This is a genomic window from Occallatibacter sp. (genome assembly GCF_035317045.1).
GTDB lineage: Bacteria > Acidobacteriota > Terriglobia > Terriglobales > Acidobacteriaceae > Telmatobacter.
In genome coordinates this window covers 322,697-347,493 of record NZ_DATHHT010000011.1, presented here as the reverse complement: position 1 = coordinate 347,493, position 24,797 = coordinate 322,697, and the positions used below count along the sequence as shown (strand labels likewise).

Below are 24,797 nucleotides of genomic sequence, written 5' to 3'. Positions count from 1 at the left end.
AAGTCCCTCCACCGCGGAGGGTATTCGCAGACTGCGCCGTTCCCGCCCCGATGGCATCGGATTGTATAGCAAGAACTCTACCGTCAGCCACCTGCCATCTGAGTCAGGCGGAATCCGGACCGATCTGCACAATCATAATCAGCAGACAATCATCAGGGTTCGCTTGCGGTGAACGGATATGTGGCTGGCCGGGGAGCAACAATCCTCATCTAGGCGGTGGTGATGGCGGCTACCTCGTAGTCCCCGACGGACGGAACGGTGAAGTGCAGGATCTGGTCTTCGAAATGAAACGGCATGGGGTGTTCGGCCTTTAAGAGCTCGACCGATTTGACGCCGACGCCTGCGGGAAGTTTGATGGCGATGCGCTGTTCGCCGATGGGTTCGACTGACTGCAGCCAGCCGTGAAAGGCGTTGGCGTTGGAGTAGTTGAGAAGATGAACGGCGTAGCCGGGGCGCGTCTCCCAGCAGAACATTTCGATGAAGCCGGGGCCGTCGACGTTGACGGGGGATTCATTGTGCGTAAGCCAGCGGATAGTGTTGTGGAGAAGGCGCAGGAGATCGCCATGGCCGGTGAGCCAGAAGGTGCGTTCGACGTCGCCGGCGAGCCAGGCGGTGCGGCTGTTGCCGGACTCGCGCAGAACGACGGCTGGCTCCAGTGTGTGGGAGACGGGCGGATAGGCCAGCTCCGGAGGATAGCGCACGAAGCCTGGAACGACGGTGAGCAAGGGATTCTGAATGGGTTTGAGGGGGATGCGGTTTTGAGCGCCGGGGAGCCAATTTGTGCCCGTGAAGCCGTTCAGAATTGGATGCTGCGCGGCCGGATCGGCGATGCGCGCGTAGTAGGGATTGCCGTTAGTGCCGATGACGTCGCCAGCTTTGCTGGCGCCGAATAGATCGGCCAGGGCGAAGTCGGCGCGGGGGGCGAGGTTTTCATCGTAGAGGCTGGTTTCGAATGAGGCCAGGAGCGAGCCACCCGCGCGTGCGTATTCGCGGAGCTGGTCGCATTGACGATCGCTGAGCATAGCCACATTGGGCAGCAGCAAGGCGCGATATTTCGCGAGACGCTTGGGTTCGAAGCGATCTTCGTGAACAAAATCGAATGCGAAGCGGCCCCGCAGCAAGACTTCATAGATGCCCTGCGTCGTCTCTTGCATGTAGCCCCGCGAGTGCGAAGTTTTTGGGCCGGGGTAGAGGAGCTGCGTGCCCTGACCGATGACGACACCGATGTTGGCAATGGAACGCGCGGCGGCGAGATGGGCGTTGTGGCGGGCAGTCCACTCAAAGTATTCCGCACCGACTTTTTGCCAGCGCAGGTCTTCGCCACGGCCCGTCTCCGCGCCCACGAAGTGGAAATAGGGCACCATGCCGCTAGCCGAAGTCTGGCTGAGCCACATGCGCGCTTCCTCGGGATTTTTTGACAAGTTGCGCCAGCCGGGATTGCCCGTGGAATAGGCGGCGGTGACGTTGGCGGCGAACTTGCCGTCGAGCACGGCATTGCAAACGCGTCCCTGCAGGCTGCAGCCCCAGATGGCGGGCTCTTCCCAGCTTCGGCCCTGATTGTCGGCTTGAAACCAGGCAGCGGTTTTGCCGAGGCGGTCGAGGTTGGGGCCGCCGCGCACGTTGCCACCAGAGTTGGCGAAGAAGAAGCTGTCGGTCTTTTTCTCTTTGGCGAGCGCGTCATAGCGGGTCCACAGTGAGAGGACACGATCGGTGAAGGCGCGCCAGTAGGCCGGCGTAGAGGGCTGCGGAAGATTGGCGCAGATGGCGCAGTGGCATTCCGGCAGGCTGCCGAGGGGCGGCCAACCATTGGCGTAGAAGCAGTCCACGTCGTACTGCGTGTTGACTTCCTGGATGATGGCGGGGATGTAGTCATCCATGTAGGAAGAGAACATGCAGGTTTTGAAGAGGCGGGGTTCCTCGCCGCTGAACTGGACGGAGCCGTCTTTGTGGCGCATGGCCCACTCGGGATGCGCGGCGAGGGCGTCGTCCCAGTTGAGGTCGGGACTCATCCGGGCGACGACGCGCATACCGCGCTTTTTTGCGGCGGCGACGCATTCTCCGAAAAAGTCGCGGTTGTTGAGGAACTTTCCATGGCGATGAAAGGGGACCTTGGATGGGTAGAAGGCTAGGATGCCGGTGACGCTGACGAAGACGATGTCCGCTTTGACCGAATGCCAGTAGCCGGCCCATGCGTCGATATCCATGACCGCCGGATCGTGCTCAGTCATGTTGGTTTGGCCCACGCGGCGGACGTGCTTCTGCCACGGTTGTTGCGAAGTGGCAGCGATTGGCCGGCGGGATGGAAGAGCTACGAGATTGGAGGGCGATGGATCGGCGGTTGCGAGTGCGCGATCGGCGGCGTCGGATTCGGGATCGGCAAAGGCAGCGCTTGACGGCAAGGGAAGGATGGCAGCTCCGGATACAACGCCGGTGCGAAGAAAGTCTCGTCGAGTGATCATTTGGCCCATGTCTCCACTGAGGAAGCAGTGTATAAGGCGGGCGAGAGGTCAATCCAGAACCGCGGTTGGGCGATGGCGGCGTTGCCTCAATTCTATGGCGATGGAGATGAGGTTCTACGCCTCGCGAAAGCCGCTGAACCGCGGACAATCAAAGACCGGAGCATGGTCGACCTGGCCGATGATCCGGTCTTTGTTCGATCAAAGGTGATGTGGACCATTCCTTGCCACGGACGAGAGATCACGAGAAGGGAATCTGCCAGCGATTAAATCGTCAATTGCCCCGTTGATAAGCAACCCGATTCGCTGCTCCGGCATCCGTCACGGTGTATGGCAGTTGAGTGCTTTGCATCTGTCGTCTCTCATCAGTTTCCGGGGCACGTTGCCGGACCTTCCTAAGTTATCTTGAGAACGCAATCGCGCTGTTTTCGAGATTTTCAGGAGAGCCAATTGAGCAAGTTGAAGGTAGGCAGGAGATTGGCAGCAACATACGGGAAAGCGTTTTCTTTGATGGAGTAGGCAAATCCAGATCGACTTTATCTCGCGGTACCTTTGGAGACCCAATGTTCAGAAATACAGGAAGGCCCTTCTGTGGTTTGTTGCTGCTCCTGTTAGCTGGAATCGAAACTGTTCATCTGTCCGCACAGACATCGAGTGGCGCTATTGCAGGCAGCATTCAGGACAGTAGTGGGGCAGTTGTTGCGAACACTGCCGTTACCGCGACAAACAACGCTACCCACGCTGTCAGCGTGACCAAGTCCACCTCGAGTGGCGTCTATCGTTTTCCCAATCTCCCGTTGGGCTCCTACACGATCACTGCTGTTGCGCCCGGCTTTTCCACGGCAACGGAAACCGGCGTGATTGTACAGATCAACAGCACCACCGCATTGGATATCAAACTCGCGCCGGGCCAAGTCAGCGAGAGCGTCACTGTCGACGCAAGTGGCCTGCGCATTGAAACGGAAACATCTGAGATTGACGCTACCGTCTCCAACAAGCAGATTGAAGACCTCCCGCTTTCGCTCGCCGCAGGCATCGGCGGCCTGCGCTCGCCGGAGACCTTCGTGTTTCTTCTTCCGGGTACCACGGGTCCCGGCAGCGGTACTTCCGGCAATACCGGCAACGGCGTATTCTTCTCGCGCCTCTCCGGTGGTCAGGCCTACGGCGCCGAGGTGCTGCTCGACGGCGCAAGTATTCAGCGCAGCGAGAACGGTTCCTCCTTCGATGAAACTTCACCCTCTATCGAGGCCCTGCAGGAGTTTAAAGTCACCACCTCCAATCCCTCCGCTGAGTTCGGACGCAGCACTTCCGGCATTGAAAGCTTCGCCACCAAGAATGGCACAAACGATTTCCACGGCACTGCCTACACCATCATCAAGAACCGCGCCTTTGACGCCAACAACTGGTTCAACAACGGATACATTGCGCAAAACTGTCAAACCCTCTCCGAAATCGACTGTCCGTATTCGAGACCGCAGGACAGCAAGTTTGACTTCGGTGGCGTCTTCAGTGGCCCTGTCTGGATTCCACACGTCTGGAATGGCCACAACAAAACGTTCTTCCTTTTCGCGTGGGAGAAATATCAATTCACTCCCGGATCGGTGATCGTCTCCACAGTCCCCACTCAAGCGGAACGCAACGGCGACTTCAGCGATATCCTCGGCGGGTTCGTTCCGGGCGGAACGCCCTACAACGGGCAGAATGTGTTTTTGAATCCCTGTACCGGATTACCCGTGCAGTTCAACCAGATTTATGATCCCTCGACGACGACCCAGGTCAGCCCGGGTGTCTTTTGTCGTACGCCATTTGCTAACAACCAGATTCCAAGCTCCCTCTTCAGCCCCACGGCAGCTGCGCTATCCAAAGGGCTACCTCTGCCAAACCAGACGCCCCAGAGTACAGACGTCTTCGGTTACATCGGCAACTTTGCCTACACAGGCGTGGCCCCAAACAACAATACAACTTATACAGTTCGCATCGATCAAACCCTTGGCGATCGAAACAAGGTATTCGGCACCTACAACACACGTCAGAACACAAAGCTGACGGCGGCTCCAGATTTTCCTGAACCGTTCAACAACAGCGGATACGCTCAAGCCTTTACCACTCATTACATCCGTGGGGGTTGGGACTTCACCTTCTCACCCAACCTGCTGAACCATCTGAATGTCGGGTACAACCGAACCAACAGCGTGAACCTTTCCGAGGAATTCAACACGACGAACACTGCGGCAGCTGCCGGGCTCGCGAACGATCACTCCAGGTTCTATCCATTCATTTCATTTCCAAGTCCGGACGCGCCTTCGAACTGGGGCCAGCAGCAGAACGGCGTCAATATCGACGATGGCATTCGCGTGAACGATATTGTCAGCTGGCAAAAGGGCAGAAACAGTATCCGGGTCGGAGTCGACTGGCGACATCAGGTGTACTCCACCAACCTGTACAACGTGGATAACTTCAATTTCTACCGTGACCAGACAGCGGCCGTCAGCAACAGTTGCTGCGCCTCAGGCAACCCGTTCGCCAGCTTCCTGCTGGGAGAAGTGGGCTTCGGCGGCCAGACGGTATACAACGTAAATCCACGTTGGAAATCGTGGTACCTGGCGGGCTTTGCCCAGGATGATATCAAGCTCACGAGTAACCTGACCATCAACGTCGGCTTGCGGTATGACGTCGATCTTCCTCGGCATGAAGCGTTTAATCGGACCTCCGATTTCAGCTTCACCGCGCCTGACGCTGCTGCCGGCAATCTGCCGGGAGCGCTGGTCTTCGGCACAAACTGCCACTGCAACACGGCGTGGGCGGATACCTGGTACAAGGATATTGCTCCACGTCTTGGTTTCGCCTACGTACTCCCAAACACTGATGGCAAGGTGGCTCTGCGAGGCGGCGGATCCATCATTTATGGCCCACTGCAATACAACGACTTTGGCGGCAGCATGCTGCAGGGCTACAACATCAGCAAGGGAGTTGCGCTGGGTGGTACTGCTACCCAGGGCGGCGCCTTCACGCCTGCGTTCCGGCTTGACTCCGCTTCACTTGCCGATCCGCAAAACTCGAACGTCGGTTTTCCGGATTACAGCTACGCCCCCAATACCGACCCGACACAGCTGACAGCGGTGAATGGCCTCGGCACCTTCAGCGCAGTCGCGGGCGACCTCACGCTGGCGAGGGATGGCCGTCCTTCCATGACCAGTAACTGGAGCCTTCAACTTCAAGACCAGCTTGCCCAGGACCTGATCTTTTCAATGGGCTATATCGGCCAGGTGGCACAGAACCTCCGCTCCGGCTTCCTGACCAACTTCAACAATATCTCCCCATCCGATTTCGCCCTTGGAGATCTGCTGAGCAACCCGCAGTACAACATTCCGCTAGGTGGCTCCAGCCAGGGATACTCAGCGCCCTATGCAAACTTCACAGGTCCGATCGGTCAGTCGATTCGTCCCTTCCCGCAGTATGACTACATTGCGGATGATTGCTGCCTGGAGAACCTCGGTCACTCCTCGTACAACGCGATGGTGGTATCACTGGAGCGTCGTTTCCGTGACGGCGTCAACGTGCAGGCCTCCTACACGTGGGGGAAGATTCTCACGGATGCCGATTCGCTGATCCCTTTCAGCTATACGAGTAACAATGAGCGGGAGCAGGCGCAGTACTCTCAAGACCTGAGAGGGGATAAAGCCGTCAGCGTTCAGGATCTGAGGCATCAGTTCTCACTGAGCTACCTCTACCAGCTTCCGTTTGGCAGCAAACGCAAGTGGCTCAATCAAAGCAGGCCTCTCGATTACATCGTCGGCGGATGGGAGATCGGCGCCATTCAGCGTTACTCCAGCGGGCAGCCCATCGATTTCGGTTGCGCCACGGGTATCCCTTACTACCAGAATTGCATGACCTTTAGCGCAGGACCGGCCTCGCAGAACGGAGTGAGTTTCGCGAGTGATGCGTACAGGGGCAACAAAAACGGCCCCAGCGTTTTCAATGGGGAATCCTGGTTCAAGCCCGCGTACCGTGTGCCGGGTACCAACGGTGGATCGGATCCGGGTGTACCTATGTCGCAAGCCGCCTTCGTTGACCAGAATCGAGAGGGCGTCGGCTGGTCCCGCCCGTTTACCCCTGGTTGCGGAACTCCATCCGCACCCTGTTCTTTTGCTCCGTTTGCGTTTGGCAATATCGCCCGGGTCACAGAGGCCATCACCGGTCCCAAGTACCTGGCCGAAGACTTAAGCGTTATGAAGGATTTTCACATCGCCGAGAGAGTTACATTCCAGCTGAAAGGCGAAGCTTTTGACCTCTTCAATCGGCATAGGATGGCTCTTCCGGATCTTGCGCCAAACGATTCCTCGCAGAGCACAGGGTTCGGTATTCCCACGGGCGTAGACTACGGCCCTCGCAACTTGCAAGTTTCCGGCCGCATTACCTTCTGACGAACGACCCATGGCGGAGGCAGCGTATGCTGCCTCTCCGCTTTATCTTTGCTTTTGCCGTTTGCTTTTGTTTCTATTTTTCTTTGAGCCAAGGCGATCAGAAATCTGTCGTCAACATTTGCTATAACGGAATCCCATGCATGGTTCGCGTCGCTTCCGTTTGCTCCTGCCGCTGATTCTCGCTGGATTGGAGATTGCGGTCCACGCTCAAACTAATCCCATGCTTGCCAGGGCCGAGCATCTCCGCTCGCAGCACAAATCCGCCGAAGCCGCTGCGCTTCTACGCCCTTACACCGAGCAGCACCCCACCGACGCCTCCGCTCTCATGCTTCTCGGCAACACCCTGCTCGACCTTCACCAGACTCAGGAAGCCGGCCAAACCTTCGCTCGCGCACTCGCCGCAGAGCCCGGCTCGATCCCCGCCAACCTTGCTGCGGGCAAGCTCCTGCTCTCGCAGCACCGCTATCCCGAAGCCATGGATCGCTTTGAAACCATCCTCGCGCAACACTCGCATCAAGACCCGGATCACGTTGCCGCCCGCAAAGGTGAAGTTGCTGCCGCTACCGAACTCGCCGTTTCCAGCCGTCGCGACAACCACCCGGACCGTGCGCTCGCTGCCCTGCGCCATGCATGCGAAAAGCTCCCTGACTCTCCCGACCTCCAGCTCGACCGCGGCCTCCAGGCTTTCGAACTCGGCCAACTTCCCGAAGCCGACGAAGCTCTGCACGCTGCGCGGAAGCTCGCTCCTGCCAACCCCACTATCCTGTACGCGCTCGCGCGTCTCGAAAGCGAACAGCAAAAGATGCCCGAGGCTGAGCGCCATTACAAAGCCTATCTCGCCGCCCGCCCCAACGATGAGACCGCCCACTACGGCCTCGGATATGTCTATGCCGCGCTCCTGAATACCGAAGGCGCCCGCCGCGAGTTAGAAACCTCAATCCGCCTGCAGCCCCAGCAGACGGAGGCTTATTATCAGCTCGGCCAGATTGCTCTTGACGCTCATCGGGACGACGAGGCCAAGCCGCTCTTCGAGCGCGTCCTCGCCCGCGATCCTAATCACGCCGGTGCTCTCACTGGCCTCGGCGAACTTGCTTTCCGTAGCAAGGATTACTCCAGAGCCGAACAGCTTCTTGCGCACGCTGAGAAATCCGACCCCACCTACACTCGCTCCCACTACTATCGCGGTCTCTCCCTGGCCCGCCTGGGCCGCAATGAAGAAGCCCGGCATGAACTTCAGCAAAGTGATGGACGCACGCATGCTACTGTGTCATCACCCGTCAACACGCCGCAGCCCCCGCCTTAACAGAACCTTCTCTTCTCTATACTCTTCTCTCTCTGCTCTCAACCTTCAAAGGAAGGTGCTCAGTCATGTCTATTCGCACTCTAATGAATCGCACCTCTCAAACAGTTCTCCTCATCGCGTTGCTTCTTGCCTCGGAGATCTTCCTCACCGCGCAACAGCCCGCTTCACCTGCCTCCTCCCCCACCAAAACATTCACCAACCCTCTCCTTCCCTCGGGCCCCGATCCCTGGGTCATGTCCTACAAAGGCATCTACTACTTCATGGCCACGACCGGCTTCAATCTCACGCTCCGCGCCACGCCGGACATCACCGATCTAGCCCACGCGCAGAAGCGCGTCGTCTGGACCCCGCCCGCCACCGGCCCCTACAGCCATGAGATCTGGGCGCCCGAAATCCATCGCTTTGACAACAAGTGGTACATCTACTTCGCGGCCGACGCCGGCCACAACGAGACCCACCGCATTTACGTTCTCGAAAACCCCGCCGAAGACCCCATGCAGGGAGACTGGAAATTCAAAGGCCAAGTCACCGATCCCACCGACAAGTGGGCCATCGATGCCTCCGCTTTCGAACTCAACGGCCAGAAGTACATGATCTGGTCCGGCTGGCAGGGGGACCACGACGGCGAGCAGGACATCTTCATCGCGCACTTGAAAAACCCGTGGACCATCGACTCCGAGCGCACATTGCTCTCGCGCCCGCAGTATCCGTGGGAAGAGGTGGGCGACTTGCTCAACCGGCCGTCCATGCCTCATCTCAACGTGAACGAGGGTCCCGAGATCCTCTTCCACAGCCAGGACATTTTCCTTGTCTACTCGGCCTCCGCATGCTGGACCGACTACTACGCGCTGGGGATGCTGCGCGCCCGGGTCACCGACAATCTACTCGACGCAAAATCCTGGCACAAGTACGATCATCCGTTTTTCCATCAGAACCCCGAAGCTAGCGTCTACGCAACCGGCCACAACGGTTTTTTCCAGTCGCCCGATGGTCAGGATTGGATCATCTACCACGCCAACTCGCAGAAGAACCAGGGCTGCGGCCCTCAGCGATCTCCCCGTGCGCAGCCCTTCACATGGAACCCCGATGGCACGCCCAACTTCGGTTCCGCGCTTCCCGCCGGCCAGCCGCTCGCAAAACCGTCGCGGTAATCGTCGCTGGCTAATTCTGGCTGTGCTCTCCGTAGAGCGACTTGCTTAGCTCAAATTCTGCGCGGGCCTTCTCCAGCTGGCCTGCAGTGCGATACGCGTGACCTAACTCAAAGTGGGCCTTGGGATCTTTGGGGGCAAGACCAACGGCGAGTTGCAATTCGCGAATGCCGCGAGCGGAATCTCCCTGAGCAACCAATGCCATACCCAGTTTTTCGTGCGCCCATGCAGATTGCGGTCCCAGTTCCACAGCCTTCTCGAGAAAGGGCTCTGCATCGTCTGCGCGGGACTGATCGAGAAGAAAGATGCCCAGGTCGAGATAGGGCCACGGATCCTTCAGGCCGCGCTCTTTCGCCCATTGCGCGGCGGTGCGCAGAGCTTTTTCGGCTTTCTCCGGATCGTTCTGTGCATCGTAAGTGAGTCCCAGATTTTCTTCTGCTTTGAGATTCGCAGGATCAAGCGCAAGCAGCCGAAGATAGACTTTTTCTGCATCAGGAAAGAGATTCTTCGTGTAGAGGCACCGGCCCAGGCCATAGAGAACATCTGCGTTATTAGGTTCCATGCCCAGGGCGACACGCAGCCAGCGCACCGCATCGTCGTAGTCGTCGAGCAGCACATAGTCCATGGCGACGGACCGGAGTTGCGCAACGTTGGGCTTTCGGATCTGCGCGGCGCGGGTGTAGGTTTCGAGCGACTCGCGAGATTTGTTTTCCTGCTGCAGCACCAGCGCAAGTTCATAAAGCGTATCCGCGGATTGCGGATTGTGCTCGAGACTGGCGCGCAAGCCTACTTCAGTTTCAGCCAACGACGGATTGGGCGATGCTGTGGCTTCACGCCCGAGAGGTATGCCTGCCGGCTGTGCGCCTTTGACCGGCGTCTGTTGCGCCGAGACATGGGCCGTTAGAACAGCCCCGATCCAGGCAGCCAGCAGTACCGCTAGCCCGGTTTTGAGTAAATGCGAGCACCGAATTGTCATAGCCTCACACCATTGCGTCGCGCGATACTTTCCACGAATGACTATTGCAGGCAGGACCATCCGCTCGGCATCTAACCCAATGCGGTTGCCTGATGCCAAGCGCGCTTGTATTGTTCCCGGGCGCCATCCCGGCTGCGCAGAGCGGCATAAAACTTTCGCCTCAAAATGGTTTACCCAATGCTCCGTTTCTGAAAGAGTAACCGAACGGCACAGTAGGAGAAGTCCCGTGCGCATATTGCCTCCAATTGCAGCAATCTGTATTGCCACACTGATCACATTGAGCGCGCCTTCCCCGGCCGCGCGGTCGCAGGAGGCCAATGCATTTCAACTGAGTGGCGACTATGCCGGTACGCACGATCCTTCGATCGGCCGGGAAGGAGACAATTATTATGTCTTCGCCACAGGCTCCGCGCCGGGCGGAGGGCAGTTCGCCATCCGTTGCTCCCACAACCTCACCGAATGGAAGCTCTGCGGTCACGTTTTTGACTCCGTCCCCGAGTGGATTCACAAAACCAGCCCCGGGACAAAGGATCTCTGGGCGCCGGACATTTCATTCTTCAATGGGACCTATCACCTCTACTACGCATATTCGCTCTTCGGCTCGAATCTTTCCGGCATCGCGCTGGCGACCAACGAGACGCTGGACCCTGCAAGCCCGAAGTGCCACTGGCAGGATAAGGGACTGGTGTTGCACTCCATGGCCACCGATAACTTCAACGCGATCGACCCGAATATCGTACTCGACGAAAAGGGCCAGCCATGGATGAGTTTCGGAAGCTTCTGGTCGGGAATCAAGATGCGGCGCCTCGACCTGGCGACGGGAAAACTCTCATCGGAAGACCAGACACTCTACTCCCTTGCCGCCAGATCGCGCCCGGAGGATCCAGTGCCAGCCAAGCCCGGACTTCCGCCGGACTGGCAGGCGATTGAAGCGCCGTTCATCATACGCCACGGCGGCTTGTACTATCTCTTTGTCTCCTTCGATCTGTGCTGCCGAGGCCGACACAGTACCTATCGCACAATGGTGGGCCGCTCGCATAAAGTGACCGGGTCTTACGTGGACCGCGAAGGCCGAGAACTGCTCAAGGGCGGCGGAAGTCCGCTGCTGACAGCCAACAGGCGCTGGCTCGGACCCGGTGGTGAGTCCGTGTTGCAGCGCCCTGAGGGTGACTTGATTGTCTTTCACGCCTACGACGCGACAACAGGCAAGCCCGCACTGCAGATCTCCACAGTGGTATGGAAAAACGGCTGGCCTGAAGCCGCGCTGGGCACAGTGGGCGAGGCAAAATAAAGCGTGACGAGAGGAAACAGACATTTCCGGAGGGCATACGCATGGGCCGCTCTTGCTGCCGCCGGCTGTGCATGGTTGTGCGCTCAAGCGAGGGCCCCAATTGCAGCGCCGGGGGCATCCGTTCCCGGGCGATTTGTGGACATCACGGCGCAGGCAGGCGTGCATTTTCTGCACCAGGCGCCCCATACCTCGCGCAAATACCTGATTGAGACAATGGGCTCCGGCGTGGCGCTGTTTGATTGCGATGACGACGGACGGCTGGACTTATTTTTGGTAAACGGCGCGCCCTACCCTGACCCGACGCCGAAGGGCGCGATTCCCGAAAAAACGGGATCCGCTTACTGGAATCGCCTTTACCACCAGAAGAGCGACGGAACCTTCGAGGACATTACGCAGAAATCCGGCCTGTCCGGCGTGGGATACGGCATGGGAGTGGCAGCCGGGGACTACGACAACGATGGCCATGAGGATTTGTACGTCACCGGCTACGGCGGAAATCATCTTTACCACAACAACGGCAACTGCACGTTTACAGATGTGACTGCGGAAGCGGGCGTAGCGGGCGGCGGATGGTCGACAAGCGCAGCATGGGTTGATCTGGATGGCGATGGGCTGCTGGACCTGGTGGTTCTGCGCTACGTGAGGTGGGACTGGGACGACAAGTGGTGCGGCCCTTCGGAAAACCGCGGCTACTGCCACCCTGATGTCTTCGACCCGATCTCCATGCTGGTCTATCACAACGATGGCAACGGACACTTCACAGAAGTGTCCCACAAACTTGGTCTTGATAAGCCGGGCAAAGCGCTGGGCATTGCGATTGGCGACTACGACCGCGATGGGCGCATCGATCTTTTCGTGGCCAATGATTCCATGCCTGAGTTCCTGTTTCATCAGAAAAAGGACGGCACCTTTGAAGAAGTTGGCCTCGAGGCAGCAGTCGCAGTAGATGGCGATGGCCGCACCTATGCCGGCATGGGCGTGGACTTTGCCGACTACGATAACGACGGCTGGCCCGATCTCGTAGTCACAACACTGGCGAATCAAAAGTATGCGCTCTACCACAACGAACATGATGGGACCTTCGACTACGCAAGCTATAAGGCGGGCTTTGCGCGTATGACTTTGTTCCACTCCGGTTGGAGTCTCTGCTGGTTCGATTACGACAACGACGGCTGGAAGGACCTCTTGATCGCGCAGGGGCATGATCTCGACACCGTAGAAAAAAGCTATCCGCAGTTGCACTACCGCGAGCCCATGATGCTCCTGCGTAACGCTGCGGGTAAATTCACCGATGTGACCGCATCCTCTGGTCCCGGACTGCAAGAGCGGTGGGTGGGCCGCGGCATGGCGATTGGCGATCTCGACAACGATGGCCGAGCGGACGCTGTGGTGACGACGAATGGCGGCACGCCGCACATTCTGCACAACGAGACGCCGACTGCAAATCACTGGCTCACGCTCAAGCTGGTGGGTCATAAGAGCAACCGCGATGGCATCGGTGCTTTGATTCAGGTGACCACATCCGCAGGTAGTCAATGGGAGACGGTTTCCACGTCGCGCGGGTACTTATCTTCAAGCGATCCACGGGCCCACTTCGGGCTCGGAAGCAGCACCGTTGCACAGGCCATAGAGATTCGCTGGCCAAGCGGCATCGTGCAGACACTGAAGAATGTAGCCGGAGACCGCATTCTCCGCATAGAGGAGCCTGTGACAGCGACGCGCTAAAACCGCATCGGCGATGCTTCTTGACTTTCAGTGGTGGATTGAACTTTGCCTCAGAACGACGTCGTCGGAAGACGTCGCGGCCCAACGTCTGGAGGCGCATGCGCTCATAAACTGCCCGGATGAATGCGCCGGGGCGGGAGCTTCCGAGCGCGCGATCGAATATTCTGAGCTCGCCCTCCTGGACCAGTTTTATTGCGAGGTGATCTCAGGGCTGCCTGGCTTAACACTGCCGCACTCGGACTTGACGAAGTGGCAGATCGATTTGCTGGTAGATTCCGATGATTTTCCATTGATCGTCATCCTGATGGTGGTCGTAGCACGGCAGTGCTCGGAATCGACAAGATCCATCAAAGTGTGCACGCTCGTCTGAACCCGGGGCCGACTGCAGGAGATGTCGACAGTAATGCTGTGGCTGGTTATGTTCTGTCCCGTGACGGTGCAGCCGGGATGATTATTGGCCTTGACAATCATGTCGGCGATGCTTTTCTTCGTGATGCAGTTGAGAGATCGCATGGCGACAGAACCGTCGTCATCAAGAACGGTGTTCTCCCAAAGGCCTTCTTTGATGGGGAGATTTTGGCCGAACGCACATGCAGCGGCGTAGAGCAAGAGGACGCCGATCAGGATTCGCATGGTGAGATGAACCTCCTTGTCGATTCGGGTTGAAAGCGCACCGCGCAGCAGTGCAGAGTGAGAGAACGGTGCGCAGTCACTTCGCATTTTTGAGCATCGGTGAGGTGACCTGTTTGTAACCTGCTGGTACGTCAAAGCTGCTTAAATCGGCCACCGATGTGGAGAAGTGATCGATGCTTGTCTGGCTTTCCAGCAACACGTTTGCAGCGGCAGAGCTACCTGGAGACGCCGCGACTTCTGCTTTGGGCTGCGGTTTGTGGCGCATGAATGCGCCGAGGCTGGAACCGCCTAGCGCGCGTCCAAAAGCGCCGAGCTTGCCTATCTCGCTATTGGCAGTCTGCGTTCCTGTGTCAGTCGCTACCTCGCGGGTCACATTTCCTGCTGTCGAGGGACTGGTTTGGCTGTTCGAGGCAGGCACAACAGAGGGGGCAGGAAGAGGCTGACCATCAGGAGAGAGGCCGACGCGTGTGACCTGCAAAACTGGGAAGCCTTGCATTTTCGATGTTTCCTTCTTCAGATCAGCCAACGCTTCTGCGCCGCCTGGCTGTGCGGCGAGCAAGCCGGACATCTGGTTTGCTGTAGTGTCGATGGAAAGCTCCTGTGCCATGCGCAGGTTGAAGGCCCACAGCTCATCCATGCCTGGGATCTCAGGGACGAGCCACATCTCACTGGTTGCAGCCAGGCCCGCCTTTACGTTGGAGCCATCGTTCGCGTTCGCGATCATGGTGATGGCGATCAGGGCTTCTTTCGCCTGGAGGCCATTGATAGTGCGGGTGGCTCCATTGGAACTGATATGCGCGTCGAAGTTCATTTGCGCGCCGCTGGCTGAGGGCTGCTGGTTGCTGGAGGATGCACCTTGCTCCTTAGCCTTAGCCATGGCGTTTGCCATCGCCTGCTTCAGCTGCTGGAAAGTCATAACGTAGTAACTGTGTTTGTCGTGATCGATGAACGTGATGGCTTGCTGGTCGAGATCGATGATTTCGGTGGTGTGAGGATTGGACCGGACCATGCGATTGCCGTGGAGCAAAACGGTGGTGACCGTGGGGGCATTTGCCTGACGAGCCTGAGAACTGAATGCGCCGGCGAGCTTCATCATGCCTTGCAGTGAGCCGCCGGTGATTTGCGTTGTTTCCTGATAACTGACGTCAGTGTGGGCAGGCGGCTGCTGAAGAGCCGCTGCAGCGAAGATGAGGAGCCATGTTGATATCATTACGATCTCCTTGATGCGTGGATATTTGGAGCGTTAGGTTCTATTCGCGGGTTAGCTCGACGCGGCGGTTGCGCGCGCGGCCTTCGAGCGTGTCATTGGTATCAATGGGGCCCGACGCGCCATAGCCATTTGTGGAAAGGCGGTCGGGAGCGATGTGAAAGCGACTGACTAGGACCTGCTTGACAGCCGCGGCGCGGCGTTTGGAAAGATCCAGGTTGTAAGCGTCGCCGCCGATGTTGTCCGTATGGCCGTTAACGGTCAGCTTCCAGTCCGGGTGATCCGACAATGCCTGGACGATCTGTTTCAGCACGGGATCGGATTCGGGCTTGATGGTGTCCTTATTGAAGTCGAAGTAGATGCCATACGTAATCGCGCGCTTCTGCTCGGCGAGCTGCTTCTCAACAAGGTTTACCGGGTGCGGAACCTTGAACTCGATTTTCACGACTTCGACTCTGAATTTTCCACCATGAAAAAGCGGGTCTTTCAGTCTCCACAAGAGCACCAGAGGATTCAACGGATCGTCGATGACATAGACTTCTGCTTCGCTGTGGAATGGGCGGATCTTTTTCGGAGACGGATCTTTGCCTACAGATTTCATAATGCCGGTGAGATGAATCGCCGGGAGAGTGACGGGTTGATCGTTCACGATTATGGGATAGGCAACATCCTGCGATTCGACCCGTGAGAGAATGCCACCCTCATAGGTGGGCTTCACGCCTTCCTGCAGCGACAAGACATCGAGATATCGAAGATCAAGCTGGCCAGTGGTCTTTGCCTCTTGAAAGGATTTGTCTGAAAGGCGGAGTCGACTTACGCCGTGGAACAAGTGCGGCATGTGCAAAGCCGTGACTGTCACGTAGGTGTTTGCGGATGCAAGATCTACGTTGCAGACAGTGTCTGTATAGTTGGTGGGCTTCCAATCGTGGTTGTTGTCGTCTTTGTACTCCTCCGTTGCCATGTCCTCAACGAATGAAGTGGGGGTGGTGGAATTGATGGTGATTCGGTTTTCTACATCTCCGTTTTTGAGGCCCCAAGCCGTGGTGACCACTGTTCCTACCTGCAGGGGGATCTTCGCTGCGCTCTGCGGCGGAAACGGGGCGGGCGCACAGGGTTCGACAGGGGTGGCGTCGTTGACGGGCTGGACCGGATCTCCCTCATCGTCTTCGCTGCCAAGCATCTTTGAGAGGCCGTCGAGCAATCCTCCCGCATCGTCTGAAGGTCTTGCGGCGGGCGATCCCGGTTTGCTCTCGCCAGGAGGAGCTGCCGGCGCACCGGGACTGGTTCCATCAGGTGTTGCGTTGTGAAGGAGTGCGGTGGCCTTTTGTTTGACTTTGTAGCCGGCATAAACCAACCCGCCGATGCCGAGAACCGCAATCAGCGCGAGCACTCCCAGCACAACCAGCACGGTAGGCAAGCAGCCATTCTTTGTGCTCGCCACGGTCTGTTGCTGCGGGACGACCGGCGTGCTTTGCCAGGAAGATGCTGTGGCCGGTTGTGGAGAGGCAGGCGCTCCTGTTTCAGTTGACGCTTGCGATGCGGCGGGTTGCGCTTCGACCCCAGCGCGCGCGCCGCAGCCAGTGCAGAACTGTATGCCGGCTTCGAGTTGGCCTCCGCATTGTGTGCAGTAAGTCAAGAGGACTAAGCTCCTCCCTTGGTTTGAGAAGCGCAGTTTCTGGGGATGCTCGTGTCACCATGGAACAGGCGCGTTGCCGGACCCTTCAGTAGGGAGCCCACCTGGTCGACGCGGTCATCGGTGAAGAAGCTGAGTACGTAGTTGACCGCATCGTTTAGCCATTTCGGCATGGCATAGCCCAAACCCGAATAGAGCCATGCTTCAATGGTGCCTTGGCGACAGGCAGAAGCAATATCGGGAGCTCGGAGCACGGTTGCACTGACGGTGAGAGTCACGTATACCCCGGTTGTGAATCCAGCCACCCCCAGGCCCACGATTCCTTCCAGAGAGCATCCCAGTACAAGAGAGTTGATTCCTACCGATAGGCCCTCGAGCGATTGTCCGACGTCGGTGACGTAGCTAATCTTCATGGGCACGCTGACACCCCAGCTACCACCGAATCTTCCTGCTTTCAGACCGCCGGAGAAGTTGTATAGGCCATCGGCGTTCATGATGGAGTTCTTGGCGCTAAAGCCGGTATTGATGATTGCCGCCTGTTCGAACGAGAGAGCGAAGGGAATCGGGCCACCCAATGGGATGGAGAAGTCCACCGGCACATACAATTTGGTCTGAGAGTTGACGTGGAAATTTTGCGACGTATGGGCGTTCAAATGAACATGCACGCCGAGTTCTCCACCCAGATCCAGACCTGAGTCGGCCGGTACGCCGTTCAAAATACCTAGCGCAAAATTAGCGTGGAGATTGTGCAGCTCGAGAATACCGGTGGCTTCGTAATAGAGATCATTCTTGTCATAGATGTACTTCACGCCTATCGATGAGCTTGTGGCAAAAGGATGCGCCGTCAAATCCGCAACAGAGACCGTAATGGCCTTGGGCACATCGAGCGACGGTATCTTCGGGACATTGATTGAAGGACCTGGTGCTCCCGGCATTGTGATTTGGCCACCCCATGCTGTGTGCTCGAACCGCAGTGCTCCGTTTCTTTTCTCACCTGCTAACCTGGAAAATTCTGCGGGTAGATAATTTGTCCTTGCCCACCGCCGACCGATGCGGCGAAAGTTGGTGGCTTGTCCTTTCGGGTCGATCTTCATCATCTTCAGTGGTGTCCACTTACCTGTTGCGGACACAGAGGACACAACAACTGTTTTGTTCCATCCCTTCCATGGAGGTTCGAGTCGGGAGATATTCGGTTTGGTCTTTTCAACCCCAGGTTCCGGAAGGTCCGGATTGATGTACACCAGCGCGTTGCCGGGGTTGATATCCTCGCTCATGCCAAAGTCACCGTTGCGTATGACATCGGTCAGCTGGATCGGGCCAAGGACAACCTTTACGGTGTCGCCATCCCGCTTGATGTAGAGAATTCGTCCGACCGCCCGGCCGGTGGCAAAGACGATCTTGCCCTTCTCGAATTCGTTCACGTGCGGAGCGTTCGCATCGAAAGTCCATGACATTGCATCGGTGCCCACGGAGCGGATCGCTTTGTCTCCTTGCGTCATGAGGATGATGCCGGGCTGATACTCGACGCTGGGATCAAGCTGCGGCGCACGGCCATACTTCTTCTCTGTCTCCGACAATGCGGAGACTTCGAGTGGCTTGATCATTGACTTGCGCGGATGCCGCTTGAAATCGAACAACTCGTCGGCGACCGTGGGCTTCGAACCCTGGTCGGCTGATTGCTGGCTGAGGCTGGGGCCAGGCGTTGGCGCGGCGGATTTTCTGCATCCGCCAGCGAGCGTACAAATCAGTACGCCCGATAACATCATCCTTCGTGTACTGATTCTGGGAAAACACGCCTGCTTTCCCCGCGTCATAGTCCAGCCTGTTTTGCCGCAAGAGCGCCGATCACCGGCAACCTGAAGGTCTTGCCCTGAGATGCGCTGTACATGAGATAGGCCCAAAGGCAGAATCCACCCACCATCAGCAGCAGATTCACTGGCAATTCGACGATGAAGAACAGACCCTTTGTGATAGCGCCCAGGATCATTCCGGCAATCATCCAGACAATCCAAAAACCGACCCAGGCAACGTTAAAAAAAATCGACTGGAAGGCATGGAAACGCACAAAACGGTCTGCCTTAAAGGGATCAATCACAAGAAAAATGATGCCCGTGACGAATCCGGCAAGATACGCAAGGGCAGCAGCGCTGTGAGGTTGCAATCCGGAAGTGCTGGGCGCTGGAGCAGCAACGGTCGCGGCCGGTCCAGCAGAGGCACAGATGGGACAGGCCGACGAGCTTTCAGTAAGGAGGCGGCCGCAGTTCTGACAGAAGCTCATAGAATTTTCCTTTTCAAGATTGGGTTCTGGTGTCACAACTGGTTGGCGATGTTGGCGGCGAGCGGTTTGATCGCATTGGCATCGCAGGGGCACTCGGGGAACATCATGTGGACGACAGTGTGGCCCTTGCGAAAGATGAGGCCGCTTCCGCCCATCTCGTAAGCGTCGTCACCAATGCCCTCGAGATCGCCTGATGCTTTCTGATCAGTAGTTTTGCCGTCACCGTTGCCCCCCGTTACATGGTTGAAGGCCATGCGATTCATCTTCATTTCGAGTTCTGCGTTGCCGGTGGTGAAGCTGACTGAAAGGATGAGAACCTCACCGGTTGCTGCTTCTTTCGACAGGCTCTTGTCAGAAGCCTCCTGTTGCTTGAAGAAGGCGCCGGTGATCTGCTGCATCATCTTCGTCTGGTCCGCAGTGGGAGTTGTGCCATTGCTTTTGGCCTGGCTGCTGACCATGGAGGTCATATGTTTTGAGACCATGTCTGCCGGATCGCCTTTAGCGATGTAACTGCAGCCAGTATCCTGAGCTTGTGTACGGAAAATCTCGATGCCAACTGCCTTCGATACATCTTCTTTGCTGAGAAACCGGCATGGATCGCCTTTGAAGTCATCGCTGCCGTCGTCGCTCGACGCTGCCGAAGATGCCGCTTTCTGGACCAGAGAAGCAAGTCCACCTCGCGCTGGGTTGGAGCTGTCTCCCTCCACCTGGTGCGTAACGGCCTGCACTTTTTCTTTGACCTTGTGCACCGCGTAGTACACGGCGCCGAGCGCGGCAACGCCGCCGACAAAAATGATGACGACAGCGGCGATGCCTACTTTGAGCAGCGTGTTGGATCGAGCCGGGGCCGGAGCGGACGTGATGACCGGCTGAGATGAGCCAACTGGAGCGTAAGCTGGCGGTGCAGAGACTGAGGTGGGATGCTCCGTGGGTGGGGCAGTTTGTTGAACCGTTATGTTCGCGATTCCGCATTTGCCGCAAAACTTCTGTCCGTCAGTCAGCGGTGAGCCGCACGTACCGCAAAATTTGCTCATGTTTGCTAACTCCTAATTGCGATTTGCGCCAAAACCTGGCAGGGTGGATCGACAGAGTCCCGAAGTCTCAAACGGGATACCCGGGAATATCCGGGATCCGAGGCTGTTCTATGGGTGGTGGACAAGCTGAACGCAATATTCCTTAAAGTGCGCGGCGCCACGCAAATCACGGTATGGCAAATAACTTGTTGCATATCTCGCCGAGCTTTTGTCCAAGCGCAGCGTTGTGGATCTTCGGTGCTCCGGGGTCGATCACACTGATTTCGCAACCGCGATCATGACCCTTGACAGCAGAGAAGGCGCCTGCCTCGTTCCAATACGCGCCGTCGCCGAAGCCGCTGATCGTGTGCGCGCCGTAAATTCTCGGGATCTCCTGCCGGAAGACGTCGATGTCGGTAACTTTCAGGCTGATGTAAATCGGGCCGACATTGCAGGAATGCGCGTCGAGCCGCCGCGGGCGGCCGCCGGGAGTGCGCAGGATCGCGGCCTCCACATCAGGGGTCAAATACTTTTCGCAAGCGGTGGCACCGTTGTCGATCCAGGCCCCGCCACCCGCTGCGGCTGGCGTAGGCGTGAAAGAGGCTACTGCCAGAACGGCGGCAAAGGCCAAGGTTGACGAGCTTGAAAAGGAATGCTTCGGCATAGTGTTCCTCGATGTCATAAAGTTCTTTCTGCAAGGTGAGGTGAAACTCCAATGCTTAAATCCGATTAAGGCAGCTCTCCTGAATTGTTACTTCAGTTGACCTGATCGACTGCGATCGCAGTGAGCTTTGCGTACCTCGCCAAACCATCGAAGGTCGCGCAACTCATGGAGATTTTGGTTCCGTCCGGAACATTCACGACGGCGTCCTGTACCGGCACAGCCTCACTGTCAGCGGCGTCGCGTACCCCTGCAAGATGCACCTCGGTTGTGTCGCCCGTGCTGAGCTTGCAAATGGCATTTTGATCTGAACCATCGGCATTGATAACCATGGTTTTGCCGAAGATGAGATAGCTGCCGGCTGGGACGGTTACAGAGATAACAGTAGGAAAACTGTTGTCGAGAATTACGTCTCCACTGTTGCTAAGCGCGTAGGCATGACCAACACCGTTGGCTCCTGCAGGACCTTGCGATCCCGTTGGCCCCGTCGGACCTGCGGGGCCGACTGGACCCTGTGGTCCCTGAATACCCTGCGGACCTTGGGGACCAATGAGTTCGGCCCGGTTATGAACGGCTGAGCCATCGGGAAATATCAGTGCGTTCCCCATTCCTTCGATCCGGAGATTCCCCAAGACGTCGAGCTTTGCCTGCGGAGTGATGGTGCCGATTCCAATGCTGCCGAGTGACTCGAAAATGACGGAGTTTTCAACGTCATATTCGTCGATAAACTTCGCAACGTAGCCGGCTGTTCCGTCGCCTTTCATTGGGTGCACGCTTGTTGAAGCATTGACCGGATTCTGGGTTGCGGCCGCGAAGAGGATGGCGACCGTAATTGCGGCGAGTGCTGCAGTTGTGGTTCCGATCACGCGTCGGCGCGAGGCAGCTCTCTGAAAGAATTGCCTTCCAATGATTTCCTGATCTTTGCTGACTCCCCTAAGCTCAACCATAACCACCCCCATGATCCGAAGATTCTGCCTTCTGACACCGACACCTTCCGCGAGATTGCAACCGGAGTCAAAGAAACAGCGGCCAAAATCCTTCTAAACAGATAAACGGCTATTTATCAATTAATTACCGTCGACTCTAAACCGGCCGATCCGCTCCGCTACCAATCTGTGGTAAAACTCCAGATACGTTTTCGGACTTCTTCCCACCAATGTTCAAGTGATTCAAATGATCGAGAATACAAAAGCCGCATCGGTTTATCGCTTTGGTGTGTTCGAAGCCAACCCCCAGACTGGTGAGTTGCAAAGAAAGGGGGCGCGGCTCAAGCTGCAGGAACAGCCATTCCAATTGCTGATCCTTCTGCTCGAAAATGCCGGCGGGCTCGTGAGCCGCGAGACCATCTGCCAGCGGCTGTGGCTGGGGAATACGTTTGTGGATTTCGACGCTTGCTTGAGCGTGGCTGTGGGAAAACTGCGTGAGGCACTTGGCGACGCTGCCGCCAACCCGAGGTTTATTGAGACGGTTCCGAGACGCGGTTACAAATTTTTGGCGCCGGTAACCATGCATGCTGCGGTGCCCACACAGGCGGAACTCGTGGCTAAAAGCGCCGCCTCCATCGCAATACCAGCCGCGCCCCGGCATGGTCTCAATCGCAACTCGATGATCGCCGGCATCGCAGCCGCGGCCGTCGTTGTCCTCGGGCTCTATTCGCTGCATTCTCTACTGCGCCCCGCTTTTCATAGCGCGGAGGCTCACAGTGCCCTGTCGCCGGTCAATATCAGGAGATCGGTCGCTGTGCTGGGTTTTCGGAATCTGCCAGGGCGTGCCGAAGACAAGTGGCTCTCGGCTGCTTTCTCTGAAATGCTCAACACCGAGCTTGGAGCGGACGGCGAAGTACGAATGGTTTCGGGGGAAGATGTTGCGCGGGCGAAAAGTGACTTGCTCTTGGCAGATGAAGACACGTTGGCTCCATCAACTTTGCATCGACTCCGGACTGATCCGGGTGCCGATGTGGTGGTGCTGGGATCGTATACGCTGCTTCCAGGAGGAGGACAAATTCGTCTCGACCTCCGCATTCAGGACACCGCGGTCGGCGAGACAATCGCGGAAGAAGCACTTTCCGGTGACGAGAATGATCTATTCCAACTCGCCGACCGTGCAGGACAAGATCTGCGTCAGAAGCTTGGCTTGCATCCGATCTCGTCTGAGAACTCGACCGCTATCCGGGCCGCAATGCCATCAAACGAAAGAGCTGCCCGACTCTTTGCCGCCGGACGCGAAAAGCTTTGGGCTTTCGATTTGGCGTCAGCCCGAAGATTGCTCACCGAGGCAATCGCGGCCGATCCCAAATATCCGCTGTCCCATTCGGCGCTCGCGGATGCCTTGTGGCATTCAGGCTACGAAGTTAAAGCCCGCAAGGAGGCGCAACTTGCTGTCGACCTCTCGGATCATCTATCTCAAGAGCAGCGCCTCCTGGTGGAAGGGACGTACCGAAAGGCGATTGCAGACTACCCCAAAGCCGTCGAAGCCTATCAGACGCTCTTTCATATGTTTCCGGACAATCTGGACTACGGATTGCATCTGGCATCTGCACAAAACTATTTGAAGCATTCTGACGCACTGCAAACACTGGCCACGCTTCGACGCCTTCCGCCTCCCATGCGCGACGATGCCCGGATCGACGTAGCTGAGGCTTCAACTTGGATCAATACCGACTTCAATCGCGCGCAGGAAGCTGCCAGGCGCGCGATCGCGAAAGCGAGTGCACAGGGGTCGCACGTTCTGGTCTCAAGGACCCTCGGAATTCTGTGTCAACAAGGTCCCTCGGCCGGCAACCTCGAGCAGGCTTTGAACGATTGCGAGAATGCTCTCGACAGTTCCATTGAGACCCATGACGTGAACGGGGAATCGATGATGCGCACTGACCTTGCAGCGATCTACTATCAGCGAGGCGATCTGAAAGAAGCCGAGAAAATCTTTCGGCAGGCACTTGCCGGATTTCGCCAGGTCGGAAACCTCTCGGGAGCCGCTACGGCCTTGAGTAACATCGCAGCCGTCCGTGTTTCGCTTGGAGATTTGACTGAGGCGAAGAGATTACTGGAAGAATCCATCCCTGACTACCAGGCTACCGAGGACAAGGAGGGCGTGGCCCTGAACTTGAATAATCTTGGCGACCTGTCGCGGCAAAACGGAAACTTGAAAACAGCCGATGTCTTTTATGCTCAGGCCAAAGCTACCGCAAAGGAAATCGACGACAAGAATGCCATCGCCTACGTCCTCACTGGAGAAGGTGACGTATTCCTGGATAGAGGTGATCTTGCGGCTGCTCGGAAAGCGTACGAAGAATCTCTGGCGTTGCGAAAACAAGCAGGAGAAAAGCAAATGGCTGCGGAAACCGAGACTGCATTAGCCCTTGTGTCGATTGAGGAAGGCCACCCCGCAGATGCTGAAGCAGTAGTTCGCAAACTCCAGCCTGAGTTCCATCGAGAAGGATCGTCCGATGACGAACTGGCAGCCGGCGTCGTGCTCATCAAGGCCTTGCTCACCCAGTCGAAACAGATTGATGCACAGCATGAATATGAACAACTGCAGAATCTGGCTAAGAAGAGCCAGAACCCATACGTACGCCTGCAATGTGCACTAGCAGGGGCACGAGTCAAGCTCAACTCCGATCGCCCAGCCGAATCACGGCCTCTGCTAATACAAATAGATGAGGAAGCACGGAGACGAGACTTTAATGGCATCGAATTGGAAGATCGGCTCTTGCAGGCGGAACTGGCGAACAAGATGGGGCGCGATGCTCTGGCACAAGAGCAACTGACTGCGGTCGAGAATAGTGCCGGCGCCAAAGGGTTTGGCTTGATTTCGCGAAAGGCCACGTCCGATCGGCAAGCTTCACGAAGCGCCCCAAACCCCTGATCGCGCAGGACTGCTCCCGCGGCAATGAGAGCGATGGACCCCATCGCCGTGCGATCGGCTCAGTCTCGGCATTCTTTTGCTGGCGCGGTTGCCACATCTGCATACATCAAGTCCCTTGAATCGGCTCGCGTCTAACGACCGGATCACGCATCATTCTCGATTGGTGACGCTAGATCGATGCTTAT

General features: G+C 57.3%; 16 protein-coding genes. 6 read left to right on the top strand and 10 right to left on the bottom strand.

What is annotated here, in order from left to right; all coding sequences use genetic code 11:
- Positions 1-209: 209 nt before the first annotated feature.
- Entirely contained in the window at positions 210-2,459 is a 2,250-nt protein-coding gene (locus VK574_RS04695) for an alpha-amylase family protein (RefSeq protein WP_472798649.1), read from the bottom strand.
- Positions 2,460-3,019: 560 nt separating this feature from the next.
- Between VK574_RS04695 and VK574_RS04690 the strand changes: the two genes are divergently transcribed.
- From VK574_RS04690 to VK574_RS04680, 3 genes are all read left to right on the top strand, one after another.
- Positions 3,020-6,880: a carboxypeptidase-like regulatory domain-containing protein gene (locus VK574_RS04690; protein ID WP_472798648.1), complete on the top strand. Its 3,861-nt coding sequence runs from the start codon at positions 3,020-3,022 to the stop codon at positions 6,878-6,880.
- 136 nt (positions 6,881-7,016) lie between these two features.
- Complete coding sequence (locus VK574_RS04685; RefSeq protein ID WP_472798647.1) at positions 7,017-8,183, top strand: tetratricopeptide repeat protein; 1,167 nt, start codon at positions 7,017-7,019, stop codon at positions 8,181-8,183.
- Between the two features lie 65 nt (positions 8,184-8,248).
- Positions 8,249-9,334 carry a glycoside hydrolase family 43 protein gene (locus VK574_RS04680; protein ID WP_472798646.1) on the top strand — a complete coding sequence of 362 codons (1,086 nt, stop codon included), beginning with the start codon at positions 8,249-8,251 and terminating at the stop codon, positions 9,332-9,334.
- Positions 9,335-9,344: 10 nt separating this feature from the next.
- Here the strand turns inward: VK574_RS04680 and VK574_RS04675 are convergent, their stop codons facing one another.
- Positions 9,345-10,307: a tetratricopeptide repeat protein gene (locus VK574_RS04675; RefSeq protein WP_472798645.1), complete on the bottom strand. Its 963-nt coding sequence runs from the start codon at positions 10,305-10,307 to the stop codon at positions 9,345-9,347.
- A gap of 226 nt (positions 10,308-10,533) precedes the next feature.
- Between VK574_RS04675 and VK574_RS04670 the strand changes: the two genes are divergently transcribed.
- Together VK574_RS04670 and VK574_RS04665 are read left to right on the top strand one after the other, a co-directional pair.
- On the top strand, positions 10,534-11,598 hold the full coding sequence (locus VK574_RS04670; protein WP_472798644.1) for an arabinan endo-1,5-alpha-L-arabinosidase: 1,065 nt from the start codon (positions 10,534-10,536) through the stop codon (positions 11,596-11,598).
- Between the two features lie 135 nt (positions 11,599-11,733).
- Positions 11,734-13,323 (top strand): CRTAC1 family protein, encoded by a 1,590-nt coding sequence (locus VK574_RS04665; protein ID WP_472798643.1) that lies wholly within the window; start codon positions 11,734-11,736, stop codon positions 13,321-13,323.
- Positions 13,324-13,512: 189 nt separating this feature from the next.
- On the opposite strand, the gene VK574_RS04660 is transcribed toward VK574_RS04665, so the two are convergent.
- The 8 genes from VK574_RS04660 to VK574_RS04625 form a co-directional block, all read right to left on the bottom strand.
- Positions 13,513-13,956: a DUF3617 domain-containing protein gene (locus VK574_RS04660; RefSeq protein ID WP_472798642.1), complete on the bottom strand. Its 444-nt coding sequence runs from the start codon at positions 13,954-13,956 to the stop codon at positions 13,513-13,515.
- Between the two features lie 76 nt (positions 13,957-14,032).
- Positions 14,033-15,166 carry a hypothetical protein gene (locus VK574_RS04655; RefSeq protein WP_472798641.1) on the bottom strand — a complete coding sequence of 378 codons (1,134 nt, stop codon included), beginning with the start codon at positions 15,164-15,166 and terminating at the stop codon, positions 14,033-14,035.
- Positions 15,167-15,206: 40 nt separating this feature from the next.
- Positions 15,207-16,799, bottom strand: coding sequence for an OmpA family protein (locus VK574_RS04650; RefSeq protein WP_472798640.1), 1,593 nt, complete (start codon positions 16,797-16,799; stop codon positions 15,207-15,209).
- Positions 16,800-16,804: 5 nt separating this feature from the next.
- Positions 16,805-18,562: a hypothetical protein gene (locus VK574_RS04645; protein WP_472798639.1), complete on the bottom strand. Its 1,758-nt coding sequence runs from the start codon at positions 18,560-18,562 to the stop codon at positions 16,805-16,807.
- Between the two features lie 44 nt (positions 18,563-18,606).
- Positions 18,607-19,074 carry a DUF4870 domain-containing protein gene (locus VK574_RS04640; RefSeq protein ID WP_472798638.1) on the bottom strand — a complete coding sequence of 156 codons (468 nt, stop codon included), beginning with the start codon at positions 19,072-19,074 and terminating at the stop codon, positions 18,607-18,609.
- A gap of 32 nt (positions 19,075-19,106) precedes the next feature.
- Positions 19,107-20,108 (bottom strand): hypothetical protein, encoded by a 1,002-nt coding sequence (locus VK574_RS04635; protein ID WP_472798637.1) that lies wholly within the window; start codon positions 20,106-20,108, stop codon positions 19,107-19,109.
- Between the two features lie 166 nt (positions 20,109-20,274).
- The gene (locus tag VK574_RS04630; RefSeq protein WP_472798636.1) at positions 20,275-20,751 is read right to left on the bottom strand and encodes a hypothetical protein; all 477 of its coding nucleotides are present in this window, start codon (positions 20,749-20,751) and stop codon (positions 20,275-20,277) included.
- Between the two features lie 92 nt (positions 20,752-20,843).
- On the bottom strand, positions 20,844-21,695 hold the full coding sequence (locus VK574_RS04625) for a hypothetical protein (RefSeq protein WP_472798635.1): 852 nt from the start codon (positions 21,693-21,695) through the stop codon (positions 20,844-20,846).
- A gap of 226 nt (positions 21,696-21,921) precedes the next feature.
- Here VK574_RS04625 and VK574_RS04620 point away from each other — a divergent pair, with 226 nt between their 5' ends.
- Positions 21,922-24,612, top strand: a complete 2,691-nt coding sequence (locus VK574_RS04620) for a tetratricopeptide repeat protein (RefSeq protein WP_472798634.1) — start codon at positions 21,922-21,924, stop codon at positions 24,610-24,612.
- Positions 24,613-24,797 lie beyond the last annotated feature (185 nt).